Genomic DNA, 15,991 nt, shown 5'->3' with positions numbered 1-15,991 from the left:
CGGGCAGCGGTTCCGAACGACCGACGCCCGCCCTTCCTGCGCGCTCAGACGTCGGCGGCGAGTCTGCGAAAATACTTTTCCGTTTCGGCGATCAACGCCTCGGCCTCGTGTTCCGTTTCGGTTCCGAACAGCGCGATGGTGGTTTCGTTGCGCATTGCGATAAGGAAATCGCCGAACAGCCGCTCCCTGCGGGTGGGTCCGAGGCCGAGTATCGCGATCTCGCTGTCGCCGCCTACCCTGCTGGCCCGGCGGCGCTGTGCGTCGAATCCGGGCGGGGTGTCTCCCATCGCAATGACCCGGGCCTGCACTCTGTTTTCCCATATCAGCCAGAGGTATTCGCGGGTTCCGAGGACGAACAATTCGAAGCCGTCCACCTCCCCACCCTGGCGAGCTGCCTGAACAACTTCGTCGACGCGACCGCGCAGCAAGGCGACGAAGTCCTCCCAGATCGCGTTGAACACCTCGGACTTCCCGCCGAAATGATGGTAGATGCTGCCGACGCTGACACCCGAGCGCTCGACGATCTCTGCCATGGTCGCCGCGGTGAATCCGCGTTCGCCGAAGACCTCGACGGCCGCGTCGAGCACCTTCTCTTTGGTCGCGGACGTACTCGTCCACGTACGGGCGCGTGTGCGTCCCTTGCTCTGCAGCATCATTCCTCCGTTGCTACCCCGCGTGGGGTTGACTTCCGTCCCTCGGCGTGGCCATAATCACTGTACATCCTAAAATGGGATTCTAGAATTTCTACCAACATGGCGTGTGCCAGCGGAAACGCACTGAGCACTCATCCCCTCGCCACAATCCGCACGAACGAATGGAGACCGAAGTGTCCGTCAAGCTGTGGGCCAATTCCGGTGATTCGCACTTCCTCGAGCCCGACGACCTGTGGCGCGCACGCCTGCCCAAGGACCTGGCCGAACTCGTACCCCGCTCGGAAAAGGATCCCGACGGCAAGTGGGAGACAGTCTTCGTCGACGGCCAGGCGTTCCGCCGTCGCCTCCCCAGCATCTCTCAGGAAGAGTTCTATGCCGCCAGTCATCGCGCGCCCGGTGCCGGCAACGTCGAGCTTCGCCTGAAGGACCTCGACGAAGAGGGAATCTGGACCGAGCTCATCTTTCCGTCGCTCGGTATGTGGTCCAGCTCGTTCCGTACCCCGAAGGTCCTGCGTGAGGCACTGCGCGTGTCCAACGACTGGGCCAAGGAAACGATCATGGACTACTCGCCGCGCCTGATCCCCACCGCCCAGGTCTCGACCCTGTCGATCGAGGACGCCTGCGTCGAGCTCAAGCGCTGCGGCGAGATCGGCTACAAGGCCGTCTTCATGCCGGTCAATCCGCATCCCCTCCAGAAGGACTACAACCGCGACGAGTGGGAGCCCTTCTGGGCCCTCGCCGAGGACATCGGCATGGTCATCGCGTTCCACATCGGCACCGAGCCCATCGACTTCACCACCGGAGGCGCTCCCGGCGCCACCTACCGCGGCCCCGGCGGCGCGGTTCTCAACTACACCGAGACCACCTTCGGCGGCCAGCGCGCCGTGATGAAGCTCGTCGCTTCGGGCGCCCTCGATCGTCACCCCAACCTGAAGGTCCTCGTCTCCGAAGGTGGCGCAACCTGGGTGCCGTTCGTCGCCGACCGCATGGAGGAGGGCTACCGCCAGCACTCGATGGCCGTGCGGCCCAAGCTCAAGCGCACCCCGAAGGAGATCATCTACTCCCAGGTGTACGCATCGTTCCAGCACGACGAGTCGGCCGTCGCTGCCATGACCGGCATGGGCTACAACAACGTGATGTGGGGTAGCGACTACCCGCACATGGAGGGCACTTACGGTCACACCCAGGTGACTCTGCACAACCTGTTCGACAACGTCGACCAGAAGGTCAAGGACCGGATCATGCACGGCACGTTCGAAGAGCTGTTCCCGCACGCTCCGAAGCTCCCTGCCCCAGGCACGGAAAAGCCCGCGACCGCCTCGGTCTGACGGCTTCCAGCGACCCCTCGGCCGGTCCGCATCGAGATTCGTGCGGGCCGGCCGGATCACTTCATCTCCTGAAAGAGCACTCCGATGAGCGACAGCGTTCTCTACGATCTGCCGGGCGAGTTCGTCTCCTCGATGGCCGAGTCCTCCGGGTACTGCGATGCCCAGGCGGTTCTGCCGAAGGATGACCACTACATCGCTTTCTGCACGTGCGGCCGGTGGCACACCACCGTCCCGACCCGCGACGAGGGCCTGGCTCTGGCCCGCGCCCACACCGTCGAGACCGACAGCAACTGATCGGTTCCCCTCTTGCAAGAGGGGACGGATCGTACGAAACGCTCGACCGGGATTCCGGTCGAGCGTTTCCATTTTTCCCACGGCACCATCGTATTTCCACAGCACGGAATACTTCGGTCGATGCGCGCTCCCCCCGACGGCAAAAGGACGCGGTCGTCGTAGTACTCCGTCGGGAGTGTTACGACGACCGCGTCGACGTGCTGCGACCCGCGCCCTGGTGAGGTCTGGCGGTGCTTCTATTCGGAGACGGTCAGGTACCGCAGGTCGAACGGACCGGTTGTCGTGGCGTAGTCCATGTCGGTGGTGAAGTTGCCGACCTTGTCGCTCATCACCCACGGATAGGTGATCCACACCAGCGGCGCGCCCCACGCTTCGTCGACGAGGTAGTCGTTGAGGGCAACGGCGGACGCTTCTCGTTCCTCCGGCGAACGACGCGGATCGGTTGCCTCGGAGAGCATCTTCTCGTACTCCGGCGTGACACCGGCGGGATTGAGGCGGGGTCCCCAGCGATAGCCGGAGCCGGACGTGAAGCTGGTACCGAGCGGGGAGTAGTGCAGCAGGGCCGAAGCCTCACCACGGCCGAACGACGTCGGGCCCTCGAGACCGTCCTTCACGATCGGCGTGATCTTGATCCCCGCCTGAGAGAACTGCTCCTGCAGCACGTCCGCCACACCGGGGGTGATGACGTTGACGATGATGACTTCACCCAGATCGATGCCGTCCGGGTGGCCGGCGTCGGCGAGCAGCTTCTTCGCCTTCTCCGGATCGTAGCTGTAGGTCTCCTCGAGCGATGCGTCGTAACCCGGGAGGCCCACACGCGAGTACTGGTAGCGCGCTTCCGATCCCGGATACAGGGCTTCGACGATTTCCTCGCGGTTGTATGCGTGGTTGATCGCCTGACGGACCTTCACGTCGTCGAGCGGGGCGACGTTGCGATTCAAGAACAACTCGACGCCGATGCCGGTGGGCACGTCGACGGTCGTAAGTCCGTTGCGCCCGTCGATGGCGGTCACCGTGCCCGGCAGGAACTGGCCGAGCTCGATCTGACCACCGGCCATCGCGTTGGTGAAGGCCTGAGTGTCGGCGATGGCCTTGTACTCGATCTTCGCGAGCTGGGCGGCGTCGGTGTCCCAGTAGTCGGTCCGGTCGCGGACGAGGGTCAGCTGCTCGCCGGGAGCGAAGCTTTCGACCGAGTAGGCACCCGAACCGTTGGTTTCCGTCGCCGGATTACCGTTGGCGATCAAGTCCGGGTGCATGATGAAGCCGGACATCTCGGCCAGGACGTACGGGATGGTGTCGGTCGGCTCGGCCAGTTTCAGCGTGACCTGGTACGGGGCCGTGACTGCAACGTCGACGACCGGAGCCATCCGCGACTTCACGGACGGGCTGTCGAGGGTGCGCGCCCGGTCCAGGTTGGCCTTGACCACTGCGGCGTCGAGGGGGGCGCCGTCGCGGAACGTGACATCTTCACGCAGGTCGAGAATCAGACCCAGGCCGTCTTCGGAGTAGGTGTAGTCCTCGACGAGCATTCCGTCGACGGTGCCGTCCGCCTTCACGGTGAACAGCCGGTCATAGATTTCGTTGAGCCCGAAGCGGAACGACGCAATCTCGCTGGTGGCCATGTGCGGGTCGAGGCTGGTGATGGCGGTCGTCCAACCGGTGCTCAGCGTGCCTTCGACATTGGGGGTCCCCGAGCCGGCGGAGCCGGAGTCGGTGGAGCCGCAGGCCGCGAGCAACCCTACTGCAGCGAGAGCGGCAGCTGCACGAAGAGTGCGCCGTCGAAACATGATTCGGCCTTTCTTGCAGGGAACACGGAATTCTCTCCGGACCTCGAAGGCAACAGCCCAGAGCCGGAATGCGTTCAGGCTAACATCATTCTTAGTAAACGTATAGCACTTGTATTACTACGTTGTGGATGAGCCGTTCCCTCTCGCCCGAAGAACGTCGACGAGCAGGGGCACCTCCGCCATCGCCCGCATCGCGTCGTTGAGATGGGTGCACCCCGCAGTGCCCGGAAAAACCTCCAGCACAACAGCTCTCAACTCGCGAAGCTGTGTTCCGACGATCCGGTCGACCGACAGGGACGCAAGCGGGCACTCCTCGTACGGCAGGACACGAGGATCGGCCGCGATCGACAACAACTCCCCCGTGACCGAGTCTGCGGTCGCCCTCACCAGATACTCGTGCACTGCGACACGGCCACCCTCCGGCACCGTCGACGAATCCTGGAACATCGAGTCGATTTCGATGACGTCACCGATGGTCACGTCGATACGTCGAGCACGCCGCATCGAGATCTCGGTGATCTCGTCGAGCTCGTGCCATCCGAGCGGATCGTCCTCACGGGGCAGTGGCCCGACCGTCTGCACCCGGTGATTCCACTGCGAGGATCCGTCCGGCATCAACGCTCCCGAGCCCGGCTGAAACCCGGTGCAAATCCCCTCCATACTGCGGCGCGGACCGTTTCCCACTGCTGCCAGCATCTGTTCCCTCGGCATCCAGCGGGAGTAGGCGAATCCCGCAACGAGCGACGCACCCGCGATGTCGTCGAGCATGAGATACAGCGGGGTTCCGGCCTCGGCCTCGTCGGGCAGCGTCTCGGCAAGTACCGTGCGCGAGCTGCCGCCTCCTCGTGCGCCGATCATGCCGGTCGCCGCGGGTCGCGGTGGATCGACCGCGATGTCCTCGATGGTCCGGGTCGCCGAGTTCACCCCGACCGTCATGGTGTCCTCGGCGACCACGACCGGATCGCTTCCGTCGTGTGGCGTCAGTAGATCCCGCGCCCTGCCGGTAAGACGCAACTGCGTTCCCGGCCCACCGGGCCAGCGCATGTCGATCGTCGAGGTGCGGCGTATCGAACCGGGGCGACGCGCCGGGGCAGCGCCGGACGGGCCGCGTGCCACAAGTCCGAACGGGATGTCGACTGCCATGAAGGTGTCCTCTGCTGTCTACTCGTGTTCCCAGAACTTCGGCACCGACGGTCCCCCGGCCACACGATCGGCGTACATCGCATCGATGTCGTCGTCTCGGTAGCCGAGTTCGGTGAGGATCTCTCGGGTGTGCTGGCCGATCACCGGCGCTGCACGATCGAACTTCAACGTGATGTCGTCGAAGTTCCAGTAGGCACCGGGTTGCTCCATGCGACCGAAGTGAGCGTGGTCGTAGGACGCGATGAGCTGTCCGGTGCGGTTCGCTTCGTCGTCGAAGAACTCGAAGCTGTATTCCTCGCGAACCGGCTCGGCCGCAATGCCGGCGGACCCGAGTTCGACCAGTAGTTTCTCGGATTCGAACACCGCGAGACCCGCTTCGATCCCGTCGTCATCGGCTGCACCCGCTATCGAACGCAACGCCGCGAGCTGGCCGTCGGTCTCGGCGACTACCGCGATCCACCCGTCGGCGACCTCGTAGATACGGCGACCCGGCCCGAAACCGGTTTGCGTTGCATCGAACCGCGGGTACTCGGCGATACTGTTGTCGGCGAGTCGGATCAGTGTCTCGCTCTGCGTCGCGGTGGCTGCCGCAAGCAGCGATCCTGATACCTTGGTGCCGCGCCCGGTGCGTTGCTTGTAGTACACGGCGAGCAGTGTTCCGACGAGCGAGCCGAGCGCGGTCTGGACATCGAGGACCCCGAACCGGGAGAACTGCGGAGGATTTCCGGTGCCGCCGTTCTCGACCTCCCAGCCGGCGAGAGCCTGGAAGATCGAGTCGAAGCCGGGACTGTCGGCGCGATCGCCTTTCTCTCCGTAGCTCGTCACGTAGCCGACGACGACGTCGGGTTTGATCGCGCGCAACCCCGCTTCGTCGATACCGAGTTTGGCGGAAGCCTTGGGCCGCTGGTTGTGATGGACCACGTCGGCCCATCCGACGAGCTTGCGCAGCACCTCCTGGCCCTGTGCGGTGGTCAGGTCCACAGCGAGGGAACGCTTGTTGCGAGAGCACGCCTCCCAGTAGGCGGGCTTGTACCGGAGCCGGTCGCCGACGACGGGTTCGACCTTGATGACTTCGGCACCCAGGTCGGCCATCAACATCGGGGCCATCGGCCCCGCGAGGAAGGATCCGAGGTCGAGGACCTTCAGACCCGCGAGCGGCCGCGGATCGGCAGGCTCGTCCGCACGGACGTCGGAGTCGGCTCGCGAGGATCCGAGTTCGGCGAAGACCTCGTCGGTGTGCTCGCCGAGTAGCGGTGCGGGGCGCGTGACGGCGCATGCTGGCTCGATTCCGAACGGGCTGCCGGCCTGGATCGTCCTTCCGTGGGTCGGATCGTCGACCTCGACGACGTAACCGTTGGCCGTCACCTGCGGATCTCGCAACAGCTCCCCCATGGCCAACGCCGGTTCGATCGCAAGATCCGCCGCCCGGAAAACGGGCAGCCACTCGAGGCTCGGCCGTTGCGCGATGACGGTGCGCAGATCGTCGCTCGCGTTTCTGGACAGGTCGGTCAGGCCGACGCCCAGCTCCGCGGCCACTTCTTGGACGAGCGGGATGGCGCTCACGTCGATCCGCTCGCCGGGGTTCATCATCTGCAGCCACACACCGTCGCTGCACTGGTACATCGCGAGCTGCGGGGGCGCCTCGTACTTGTTGAGAATCAGTGCCGGGATCGGATTCTCGGCGTTGTTCCAGGCGAGCGAAGCCGTGTTGAGCATGCCCTGGAGGAGCGAGGTGTGCACCGCACCGATCCTGCCGGTGCCGTCTCGCTGGATGAGGCGCGCCACGATGCCGGCCGCGGCGAGGGACGCTGCGGCCCAGCTCGGCAGCGGGAAGCGCATGGCGATCGGGCCCTCACGGTAACCCCAGAGTTCGCCCATCAAACCGGAGCGGGCCTGCACGAGCAGGTCGTGGGCGGGGCGGTCGCGGTCGGGGTGGTCGACGGGGTACCCGGTGACCGAGGAGACGATGAGATGGGGATGGCGCACCCGCAGCGCCACATCGTCGAGACCGAGTTCGGCAGCGCGCGACGGGGTGAACTCGTGAACGAAGACATCGGCCGTATCGAGCAGATCAGCCAGCTTCGCACGGTCGTCGTCGGTGGTGATGTCGAGGACCACGCTGCGCTTGCTGCGGTTCCAGGATGCGAAAGCAACGCGCGAACGAAGCGGATCACCTTGGGGCGGTTCGATTTTGATGACGTCTGCACCCGCTTCCGCGAGCATCCGCGACGCAACCGGAACAGCCAGTCCGGAGGCGAGTTCGACGATGCGTATCCCGTCGAGAATCCGATCGGTCATGGTTCTTCTGCCTTTCTTCTGGACGACGCCTGCCGGAAGTCGACCACGGATGTGACGCCTACCACGACACTAGTACATGACAACCCACAAGTTCTACTTAGTAACCTTAGTAGAAAGAACACAGCCCGAGCCGCCCCTCGCGGGCGACCCGGGCTGCGATTGCGGCTCTACCGGACAATGCGCGTCAGCGCGCCTTCCAGACCGGCTCGCGCTTCTCGGCGAACGCGAGCGGTCCTTCCTTCGCGTCCTCACTGAGAGCGAGGCGATCCCACTCGGCGGCGGACAGTGCCCACCGAGCGTCCTCCTCGGCACGCTGACCATCGACGACGCCGTAGGCGACACGCTTGCTGGCCTGCACCGACAACGGAGCGTTGACGGCGATGCGCTCCGCCAGCTCGATCGCAACCTCGACCGACTTACCCTCCGGTGCAACCTGATTGATCAGGCCGACCTCGAGAGCGCGCGCCGCGGTGATCGGATCTCCCGTGAAGATCATCTCCATCGCGAGACGCTGCGGGATCTGAGCCGGAAGCCGGAACACACCGCCGGCGCCGGCGATCAGACCACGTTTGACCTCGGGCAGACCGAACGTCGCGTTCTCGGCGGCCACGATGAGATCCGCCGACAGCGCCAGTTCGGTACCGCCGCCGAGCGCGGTGCCGTTGACGGCAGCGATCGTGGGCTTGTCGACGTAGTGCTTGACGAAGCCCGCGAAGCCCCAGTCCTCGTGACCGGGCGCATGCAGACCTTCGCCACGCGAGATCGCCTTGAGGTCGGCGCCGGCGCAGAACGACTTGTCGCCGGCACCGGTGATGACGATCGCGCGCACCTCCGGATCGTTGGCGGCTTCCTCGAGGGCTCCGCCGACTCCGATGCTCACCGACGAGTTCACCGCGTTGCGGGCCTCGGGCCGGTTGATCGTGATCACCATGACGTTGCCGACACGCTCGACGAGCGCGCCTACCTGGGTGGTCTGGTTCATCACCTGTTCCCTTCTCAGCTCTCGACGAGTTCGAGGATCGTGGCGTTGGCCTGACCGCCGCCCTCGCACATCGTCTGAAGGCCATAACGAATCTTGTTGCGGCGCATGTGATAAATCATGTCGGTGAGAATGCGTCCACCGGATCCACCGAGCGGATGACCGAGGGCGATCGCGCCGCCGTTGGGGTTGAGGCGCTCGGGATCCGCCCCGATCTCCTTCAACCATGCGAGGGGCACCGGCGCGAACGCCTCGTTGACCTCGAAGACGCCGATGTCGTCGACGCTCAGGCCCGACTTCTCGAGAGCCTTGGCAGTCGCCGGGATCGGCGCGGTAAGCATGATCACCGGGTCGGCGCCGATGACGCTCGCGGTATGGATCTTCGCGATCGGCGTCAGACCGTACTTTGCGGCGGCCTCCTCGCTCATGATGAGCAGGGCCGACGCTCCGTCGGAGATCTGCGAGGCGTTACCGGCGTGGATGACACCGTCCTCCTTGAACACCGGCTTGAGCTTGGCCAGGGTCTCGACCGAAGTACCGCGACGGATACCCTCGTCCTTCGAGATCACCGTGCCGTCGGGGGTTGTAACGGGCACGATCTGGGCGTCGAACAGACCGGCGTCCTGTGCGGCGGCAGCCAGTTCGTGCGAGCGAGCGGAGAACTCGTCGACCTCCGTGCGGCTCATGCCCCACTTCTCGGCGATCATCTCGGCCCCGACGCCCTGGTTCGGTACGGTGCCGTCGTAACGGTCGAGGAACGCCTGGCTGAAGGGCTTGCCTGCGACCTGCACGGACGAGCCCATCGGCACTCGCGACATCGATTCGACACCACCGGCGACGACGACGTCGTAGTGACCGGCCTCGACACTCGCGACAGCGAAATTCAATGCCTGCTGCGACGAACCGCACTGGCGGTCGATCGTGACGCCCGGGACGGTCTCGGGCCATCCGGCCGCGAGCAGGGCGGTACGGGCGATGTCCTGGGACTGTTCGCCGACCTGCTGGACGCAGCCCCAGATGACGTCCTCGACGACGCCCGGGTCGATGCCCGCACGCTCGACGAGCGCGTTGAGCACGACAGCGGACAGGTCGACCGGGTGAATGCCGGACAGGCCGCCGTTACGCTTACCGACCGGCGTGCGCACGGCCTCCACGATTACTGCAGTCATGATGCGTTCCTTCTTTGTCAGCGCTTTGTCAGCGGCTACGGGGTCAGACCCGCGTGGATTCGAGTTCGGCGACCATCTCGAGCAGTCGCCGCCTGTCGACCTTGAGGGACACGCTGCGAGGCAGGGCGTCCACTGTGTGAATCGTGACCGGCACTTCGTAGCCGGTCAGCTGGTTGCGGACGAACTCCTTGAGTTCGGCCTCGTCGACGGGGGCTGCGCCTTCGGCCAGTTCGATCACGGCGACGGGCACCTGACCGAGCCGCTCGTCGGCCCTGCCGTATACGGAGGCATCGAGCACCGAAGCATGGGCACGAAGTGCGTTGCACACGGTCTCGGGCTGCACCTTGAAACCGCCGCGGATGATCGCGTCGTCGGCGCGGCCGTCGATGTACAGGAAGTTGTCCTCGTCGAGATGAGCGAGGTCGCTGGTGCGCACCCACTGGTTGGTTCCGGTGCCCGTTTGGCTCGAGCACACCTCCAGGCGGCCGGTCGTGCCGATGGGCAGCACTTCACCGTTCTCGTCCACAGCCCGCATCTTCACTCCGGGGAAGGGACGACCGACGCTGCCACGCTTGCGCGTCCACCATTCACCGATGAGCGGCTTGGTCCATCCGGCGACGGCACCGCCGAACTCGGTGGCGCCGTACATGATCATCACGGGGATGCCGTAGCGCTCGGTGAATTCGTCGGCCAGGTCGGGACTGACGAAGGTGGTGCCTGCTGTCACCGCGCGCAGGCTCGAAAGCTTCTCCTTCGGCACCTCCGCACTGAGCACAGAGCGCATCGCGGCGGGCGGAAGGCCGGCAACGCGCAGCTGGTGCTCGTACACGGCCTCGACCCATCCCTCGACGGTGAAGCGAGGAAGCAGAACGATCGGACGCGCCTCGGCGAGGGCCTGGATGACGCCCCACAGTCCACCGATGTGGACCATCGCGAGCGACACGAGCGATACACGCCCGGTAAGCGGTTCCCGCTGGCCGCCACCCTTACCGGTGTGGCTGTGGACTGCATCGAGAGCGGCCTCGAGCTGACGCCAGGTCAGCGGGATTCTCTTGGGCGGCCCGGTGGTGCCCGAAGTGAACATTTCGACCGCCACGGGGTCGGAAACATCTTTGGGAGCTTCGATGGCGACCTCGGGGCCACCCGCGCGCTGCACGACATCGAGGCCGTCGACCGCGAAGCCGACGATTCCGGCCTCGGCCAGCGTGACCTCGAAATCGTTTTCGTCCCACATGCTCTTCGGGGCGAGCACGACCTGCGGCAGCGACGCCACCACGTCCGCTGTCACGCGAGCCGGGGGCTGCATGGGGTTGAGCGTGATGATCGTGCGGCCCTTACCGAGGATCGCGATCAGAGACGCAACGGACTCCACCCGATTTCCCAGCACCACGCCGATGCGCGCGCCCTCGCTGCAACCGACGCGCGTGAGTTCGGCGTCGACCTTCTCGGCGAGCGAACGTACCTCACCCCACGTGGACCACGTCTTGCCCTGTTGAACCATTTTCGCGTCGTCGGATGCCGACCAGAGCAAGCCCAACGCTTCCCTGATACCCGTCATTCGATGCCTCCCACTTCTGCCGACGGGAAAAATCCGCGTTCTTCCTGCATCGGTACCGGTTTCGTGACGCTCCCGCCAACCGCCCTTCGGCGGCATCGAGTAGAACGCCTTGAAATAAAGATAGATCACATAGTTAACTAGGTCAATTGCGTTTGATGCCGTGTCCGCGCCTGAATCCTGCGCCCTGCCCGCAAAGACGAAACGGGGAGGATCCGTGGATCCTCCCCGCTCCTGTGCCGCAGCTCAACGGGGCATCGCCAGCCCACGCTCGGCAATGAGGTTGCGCATGATCTCCGAGCTGCCACCGGCGATCGTGTAGGCGCGCGCGTACAGGAACTCGTCCTGCCACCGCCCGCGGTCGACCGCGTTCGAGTCTCCTTCGACGAGAATCCCGGCTTCACCGGAAAGCTCGAGAGCGAAACGGGCGATGTCGACGCCGAGTTCGCTGAACATCAGCTTGGCCATCGGGGCGTCGTACGGTCGCTCGGTCTTGCGCGACCACCGGCTGATGTTCGCGTACACCATCGCCGAGAGCGCAGTGACCGCCGCCGACAGCTCGCCGATCCGATCCTGCACGGCACCGTCCTCGATGGCCGGACGTCCGTTCCGCGTCACGTTCTTGGCGAGATCCTTCAGCGCCTCGACGTTCTGCTGCAGCCGTACCGCGCTCGTAGCCACGCCGCTGCGCTCGTGCCCGAGACTCGAATTCGCAATTCCCCATCCCCGGTTGACCTCACCGATCAACGCGTCGGGTCCGAGCTCGACGTTGTCGAGGAACACCTCGTTGAAGTCCGATGTTCCGGTCATCTCCCGCAGCGGTCGTACCTCGACACCCGGCAGCCGCATGTCGACGATGAATGCGCTGATGCCCCTGTGCTTCGGTGCATCCGGATCGGTCCGTGCGAGCAGGTAGCCGTAGTCGGCCCAATGTCCGTTGGTCGTCCACACCTTCTGGCCGGTGACCCGGAACCCGCCATCTTCGGTGGGAACAGCCTTGGTGCGCAGCGACGCGAGGTCGCTCCCCGAGCTCGGCTCGCTGAAGAGCTGGCAGAAGATGAGCTCACCCGAGCGAATGCCCGGCAGGTACTTCTGCCGCTGCTCCTCCGTGCCGAAATCGATCAGGGCGTGCGAGACGAGATGCGCGGCACCCTGAATGGCGGCCGGCGCGCGGCCGCGCGCGAGTTCCTCGCCGACGACGACGTCCTTCTCCGACGAATGCGCAGAGCCCTTGCCGCCGTACCGTTCGGGCCAGTCGGCGCCGACGTACCCGGCCGCGAACAGCTTTCCGGTCCACTCCTTGAGCAGAGCGAGGTCCTCCGCGTCTTCCGCGCTGCGCACCCCCGCTTTGACGGCGATCGCCGGCTTGTTGGCCGCGACGAATTCGCTTACCTCGGCACGGAACTTCTCGAGTTCCGGAGTCATTCCGTATTCCATGTCAGCGCACCTCGTACTTGCGGGTCGGCACCTCTGAGCGGACGACCTGAGCCTTGCCGATCGGATTGCCCAGGTCGGTGTAGTACATACCGGTTGCGAGAGCTGCGGACCGGCCGGAGTCCTTGGACTCCCAGATGGCCCGGATGCTGCCCTGAATCGCGGCCGGAGGCTTGGCGGCGATGCGCTCTGCGAGTTCCTGCGCGCGGTCCCACAAGCTGTCCCGGGTCACGATCTCGCTGATGAACCCGATCTCCAGTGCCCGCTTGGCCGACATCCGCTCGTCGAGCCCCAGCAGAACCATGCGCAGCACCTCCCCGATCGGGATCCGATGCGCGAGGCCGATCGGCTCGAGCGCAGCAACCATGCCGTACGACACGTGCGGATCGAAGAACTGGGCGTCGTCGCTCGCGATGATGATGTCGGCCTCGTTCAGCCAGTAGAGCGCACCGCCCGCCGCCATACCGTGCACCGCACAGATCAGCGGCTTCCAGCATCCGTTGTGCTTGGGCGAGAGATCGATACCCGGATCGCGACGCATGAAGACGTTGTCGGACAGGAACGTGCCCTCCTTCACGTCCACGCCCGTAGAAAAGGCGCGTTCCCCGTTCGCCCGGAGCACCATGACGTGAACATCGTCTTCCTCGCGCGCGTAGGCCCACAGCGCAGCGAATTCTGCCCGCATCGTGTCGGTGAACGAGTTCAGTTTGTCGGGCCGATCGAGCGTGATCGTCAGAACGTGGTCTTTCAGCTCTGCAATCACTGTGGTCAAGCTGCTCAGGTCCACAGTTCCTCCTGGAAAGTACGGGCGTGGCGCCCTGACAAATATTACTAAGTCATCCATGTGTGCGTCCAGTCTCCGGCCGGGCACGCTCAACGCGCATGGCCGGCAGCCGCAACCACCTCGGGACGACGCCGGGCGGGATCCGCTTTCACCTCGATAACCAGAGGGTAGGCGCACTCGTCCAGCAGCGCCGCGACCTGCGAAAACTCCTCGAGGTCCCGCACCGTGACCGCGCGGGCACCGAGTGCGCGCGCCGTCTCCGCGAACCCGGGCCACGACACCTCCGAGTGTGCGGGCGCAAGTCCGAGGCCCTCGAGCTTGAGATATTCGGCGCCGTAACAGTGGTCGTCGAGTACGACCAGCACGAGCGGCAGACGGTGCCGGACCGCCGTGCTCAGCTCCACCAGTCCCATCATCGCGCCGCCGTCGCCGGCCACACACACCGTCGGCACGTCGCGCCGGCCCGCAGCGGCGCCCACCGCAGTCGCGATACCGAGCCCGATCGAGCCGAACGCACCGGGCACGGTGAAACGCGCCGGATCGACCGGCAGGTATTTCCACGCCGCGAACGAGAATCGCCCGACATCGGTGACAACCTGAGTTCCCGTCGGGAGCAGCTCGGCGAACCGGGCCATCGCGTCCCGCATATCGACGGTGCCACCGCCCGAGATGCTGCGATAGCCCTTCCCCTCGAGACCACGCGCCGCCTCGGCGAGCTGCGCGACACGACGACCGGACGGTGCCGGAGCCTCGGCTTCCACCAGGCGCTCGACCAGAGCGCGCACCACACCCGCAGCATCACCGAGAATCGGAATATGCACAGGCGCGAACCGCCCGAATGCGCCGGACCGATCGTCGATCTGGATGACGAACTTGCCGGCCAGCAGCGCGGTGTTGTCAGTGGTGAACGACGACAGGGCGGCACCCACCGCAAGCACACAATCGACGCGACCGAGCTCTTCGATTGCCACCGCGTGCGACAACGACCCGTGCACACCGAGATTCTCGGGTTCACCGGCGAACAAGTCCTTCGCGAGCAGCGTCGTCATCACCGGAGCATCGAGCGCCCGCGCCAGAGCCAGGATGTCGCCGCGGGCTTCGGATACGACGGCACCCCGGCCCGCGAGGATCAGCGGCCGCGCGCTGCCGAGCAGCGCGGCGAGTGCGTCGTCGACGAGCACGGGGTCCGGCGCACCGGCCACCGGCGGCTGGGGCACCGCGCGCGGCGCCTCACCCGCCACGGTCACCTCGAGCAGGTCATACGGCAGATCGAGCACGAGTGGAGTGCGGGTGGCGGTCACCCGGGCGAGCGCTTCGGCGATGTCCGCTCCGACCGAATCGGCCTTGCGGACCCGCAGGTATTCGGCACCGGTGAGACGGGCGAATCCTTCCAGGTCGAAGTCCTGGAAATGGTCGCGCACATCGGGGGCGCTGCCGGTGAGCAGCAGCACCGCGCTGCGCGAGCGCACCGCCTCCACCAGCGCCGTGGTGCAGTTCGTGACGGCCGGGCCGTGTGTCACAGACGCCACACCCACGCGACCGGTCATGCGGGCGTAGCCGTCCGCCATCGACACCGCGCCGCCTTCGACCACGGCCGCAACGAACTCACCGCCGTGGTTCTCCACGAAGTTGCCGAGATACGCGAGGTTGGCGTCCCCCATGAGTCCGAAGACGGTACCGACACCGAGATCGGAAAGTGCTTGGGCTGCAAGCTGATAGGTCTTCACAGGATTTCCTTCACGATAGGGATGCACTGGTCAGATGACCGGACAGAAACCGCCATCGACGTGAACAGCCGTGCCCGTGAGGTAACCGGCACGAGGTGAGAGCAGGAAGGCCGCGGTGTCGCCGAATTCGTGCGGTTCACCCACCCGGCCGAGCGGGATCTTCATCCGGTCGGCGACCTTGGCGAGGTACTCCTCGACATCGCGGCCTGCCTCCATCGCCGGCCGCACGATCTGCCCGCTGCGGATGATGCCGACGAGCATCGCGACCACCCGGACTCCATCGGGGCCGAACTCGCCTGCCAGCGCCTTCGTCAGACTCAGACCTGCCGCGCGCAGCGGCGAGCTGGGCATGCCGCCGCCGGCACCAGGGGCCCGGGCGCCGGTGCTGAGTACGTTGAGGATCACGCCCTTCGATTCCTTCAGGTACGGGACCGCTGCGCGGCTCGCGCGCACCGCGGCGAGGAACTTCAGGTCGAAGTCCGCATGCCAGGCGTCGTCGGTGATCTCTTCGAACGCGCCGCCGCTGTGCGCACCGGCCGAATTGACCAGCCCGTCGAGCCTTCCCCACTGCGTGTGTGTCTGCTCGACGAGAGCGTCGAGATCGGCGGCTATCGTGACGTCGGCCCGCACTCCCACGGCCGAGCCGCCGCCGAGCGCACACAGGGAATGCACTGCGTCGTCGAGGCGCTCGGAGTTACGAGCGCAGATCGTCACGTCGGCACCCTCGGTCACCAACGAGGACGCCGTCGCGAATCCGAGACCGTCCGATCCGCCCGTGACGAGGAAGGCTTTGCCTTTCAGGCCGAGGTCCATGGAGCCTCCAACAAATCGCGTTACTTA

General features: G+C 65.6%; 13 protein-coding genes. 2 read left to right on the top strand and 11 right to left on the bottom strand.

What is annotated here, in order from left to right:
• Positions 1–44: 44 nt before the first annotated feature.
• Positions 45–587 (bottom strand): helix-turn-helix domain-containing protein, encoded by a 543-nt coding sequence (locus M1M07_RS13320; protein ID WP_179161850.1) that lies wholly within the window; start codon positions 585–587, stop codon positions 45–47.
• Between the two features lie 227 nt (positions 588–814).
• On the opposite strand from M1M07_RS13320, the gene M1M07_RS13315 reads away from it, so the two are divergent.
• Together M1M07_RS13315 and M1M07_RS13310 are read left to right on the top strand one after the other, a co-directional pair.
• On the top strand, positions 815–1,981 hold the full coding sequence (locus M1M07_RS13315) for an amidohydrolase family protein (RefSeq protein WP_085470507.1): 1,167 nt from the start codon (positions 815–817) through the stop codon (positions 1,979–1,981).
• Positions 1,982–2,065: 84 nt separating this feature from the next.
• Positions 2,066–2,275, top strand: a complete 210-nt coding sequence (locus M1M07_RS13310; protein WP_085470506.1) for a hypothetical protein — start codon at positions 2,066–2,068, stop codon at positions 2,273–2,275.
• 236 nt (positions 2,276–2,511) lie between these two features.
• Here the strand turns inward: M1M07_RS13310 and M1M07_RS13305 are convergent, their stop codons facing one another.
• The 10 genes from M1M07_RS13305 to M1M07_RS13260 form a co-directional block, all read right to left on the bottom strand.
• Entirely contained in the window at positions 2,512–4,062 is a 1,551-nt protein-coding gene (locus tag M1M07_RS13305; RefSeq protein WP_248674482.1) for an ABC transporter substrate-binding protein, read from the bottom strand.
• Between the two features lie 117 nt (positions 4,063–4,179).
• Complete coding sequence (locus M1M07_RS13300; protein ID WP_248674481.1) at positions 4,180–5,205, bottom strand: DUF2889 domain-containing protein; 1,026 nt, start codon at positions 5,203–5,205, stop codon at positions 4,180–4,182.
• Between the two features lie 18 nt (positions 5,206–5,223).
• Positions 5,224–7,503 carry a CoA transferase gene (locus tag M1M07_RS13295; protein WP_248674480.1) on the bottom strand — a complete coding sequence of 760 codons (2,280 nt, stop codon included), beginning with the start codon at positions 7,501–7,503 and terminating at the stop codon, positions 5,224–5,226.
• 184 nt (positions 7,504–7,687) lie between these two features.
• Positions 7,688–8,485, bottom strand: coding sequence for a crotonase/enoyl-CoA hydratase family protein (locus tag M1M07_RS13290; RefSeq protein ID WP_248674479.1), 798 nt, complete (start codon positions 8,483–8,485; stop codon positions 7,688–7,690).
• A gap of 14 nt (positions 8,486–8,499) precedes the next feature.
• Positions 8,500–9,654: a thiolase family protein gene (locus M1M07_RS13285; protein ID WP_248674515.1), complete on the bottom strand. Its 1,155-nt coding sequence runs from the start codon at positions 9,652–9,654 to the stop codon at positions 8,500–8,502.
• 40 nt (positions 9,655–9,694) lie between these two features.
• The gene (locus M1M07_RS13280; RefSeq protein WP_248674477.1) at positions 9,695–11,209 is read right to left on the bottom strand and encodes a class I adenylate-forming enzyme family protein; all 1,515 of its coding nucleotides are present in this window, start codon (positions 11,207–11,209) and stop codon (positions 9,695–9,697) included.
• Positions 11,210–11,452: 243 nt separating this feature from the next.
• Complete coding sequence (locus M1M07_RS13275; RefSeq protein WP_248674475.1) at positions 11,453–12,643, bottom strand: acyl-CoA dehydrogenase family protein; 1,191 nt, start codon at positions 12,641–12,643, stop codon at positions 11,453–11,455.
• Position 12,644: 1 nt separating this feature from the next.
• Positions 12,645–13,427: an enoyl-CoA hydratase/isomerase family protein gene (locus M1M07_RS13270; RefSeq protein ID WP_143533434.1), complete on the bottom strand. Its 783-nt coding sequence runs from the start codon at positions 13,425–13,427 to the stop codon at positions 12,645–12,647.
• An 86-nt stretch (positions 13,428–13,513) separates the two neighbouring features.
• A complete protein-coding gene (locus M1M07_RS33020) occupies positions 13,514–15,151 on the bottom strand; it encodes a thiamine pyrophosphate-binding protein (protein ID WP_248674474.1) in 1,638 nt (545 codons plus the stop codon).
• A gap of 30 nt (positions 15,152–15,181) precedes the next feature.
• Positions 15,182–15,964 carry an SDR family NAD(P)-dependent oxidoreductase gene (locus M1M07_RS13260; RefSeq protein ID WP_229580871.1) on the bottom strand — a complete coding sequence of 261 codons (783 nt, stop codon included), beginning with the start codon at positions 15,962–15,964 and terminating at the stop codon, positions 15,182–15,184.
• Positions 15,965–15,991: the final 27 nt, after the last annotated feature.

The organism is Rhodococcus sp. HM1, assembly GCF_023218075.1.
Taxonomy (GTDB): domain Bacteria; phylum Actinomycetota; class Actinomycetes; order Mycobacteriales; family Mycobacteriaceae; genus Rhodococcus.
Note: the sequence above shows the minus strand (reverse complement) of the source record. Positions and strands in the feature narration are given on the sequence as shown.

Excerpts from the sequence above, each read along its gene's own strand:
- M1M07_RS13315 (WP_085470507.1), top strand. The coding sequence starts at position 815 with ATGGAGACCGAAGTGTCCGTCAAGCTGTGGGCCAATTCCGGTGATTCG.
- M1M07_RS13310 (WP_085470506.1), top strand. The coding sequence starts at position 2,066 with ATGAGCGACAGCGTTCTCTACGATCTGCCGGGCGAGTTCGTCTCCTCG.
- M1M07_RS13305 (WP_248674482.1), bottom strand. The coding sequence starts at position 4,062 with ATGTTTCGACGGCGCACTCTTCGTGCAGCTGCCGCTCTCGCTGCAGTA.
- M1M07_RS13300 (WP_248674481.1), bottom strand. The coding sequence starts at position 5,205 with ATGGCAGTCGACATCCCGTTCGGACTTGTGGCACGCGGCCCGTCCGGC.
- M1M07_RS13295 (WP_248674480.1), bottom strand. The coding sequence starts at position 7,503 with ATGACCGATCGGATTCTCGACGGGATACGCATCGTCGAACTCGCCTCC.
- M1M07_RS13290 (WP_248674479.1), bottom strand. The coding sequence starts at position 8,485 with ATGAACCAGACCACCCAGGTAGGCGCGCTCGTCGAGCGTGTCGGCAAC.
- M1M07_RS13280 (WP_248674477.1), bottom strand. The coding sequence starts at position 11,209 with ATGACGGGTATCAGGGAAGCGTTGGGCTTGCTCTGGTCGGCATCCGAC.
- M1M07_RS13275 (WP_248674475.1), bottom strand. The coding sequence starts at position 12,643 with ATGGAATACGGAATGACTCCGGAACTCGAGAAGTTCCGTGCCGAGGTA.
- M1M07_RS13260 (WP_229580871.1), bottom strand. The coding sequence starts at position 15,964 with ATGGACCTCGGCCTGAAAGGCAAAGCCTTCCTCGTCACGGGCGGATCG.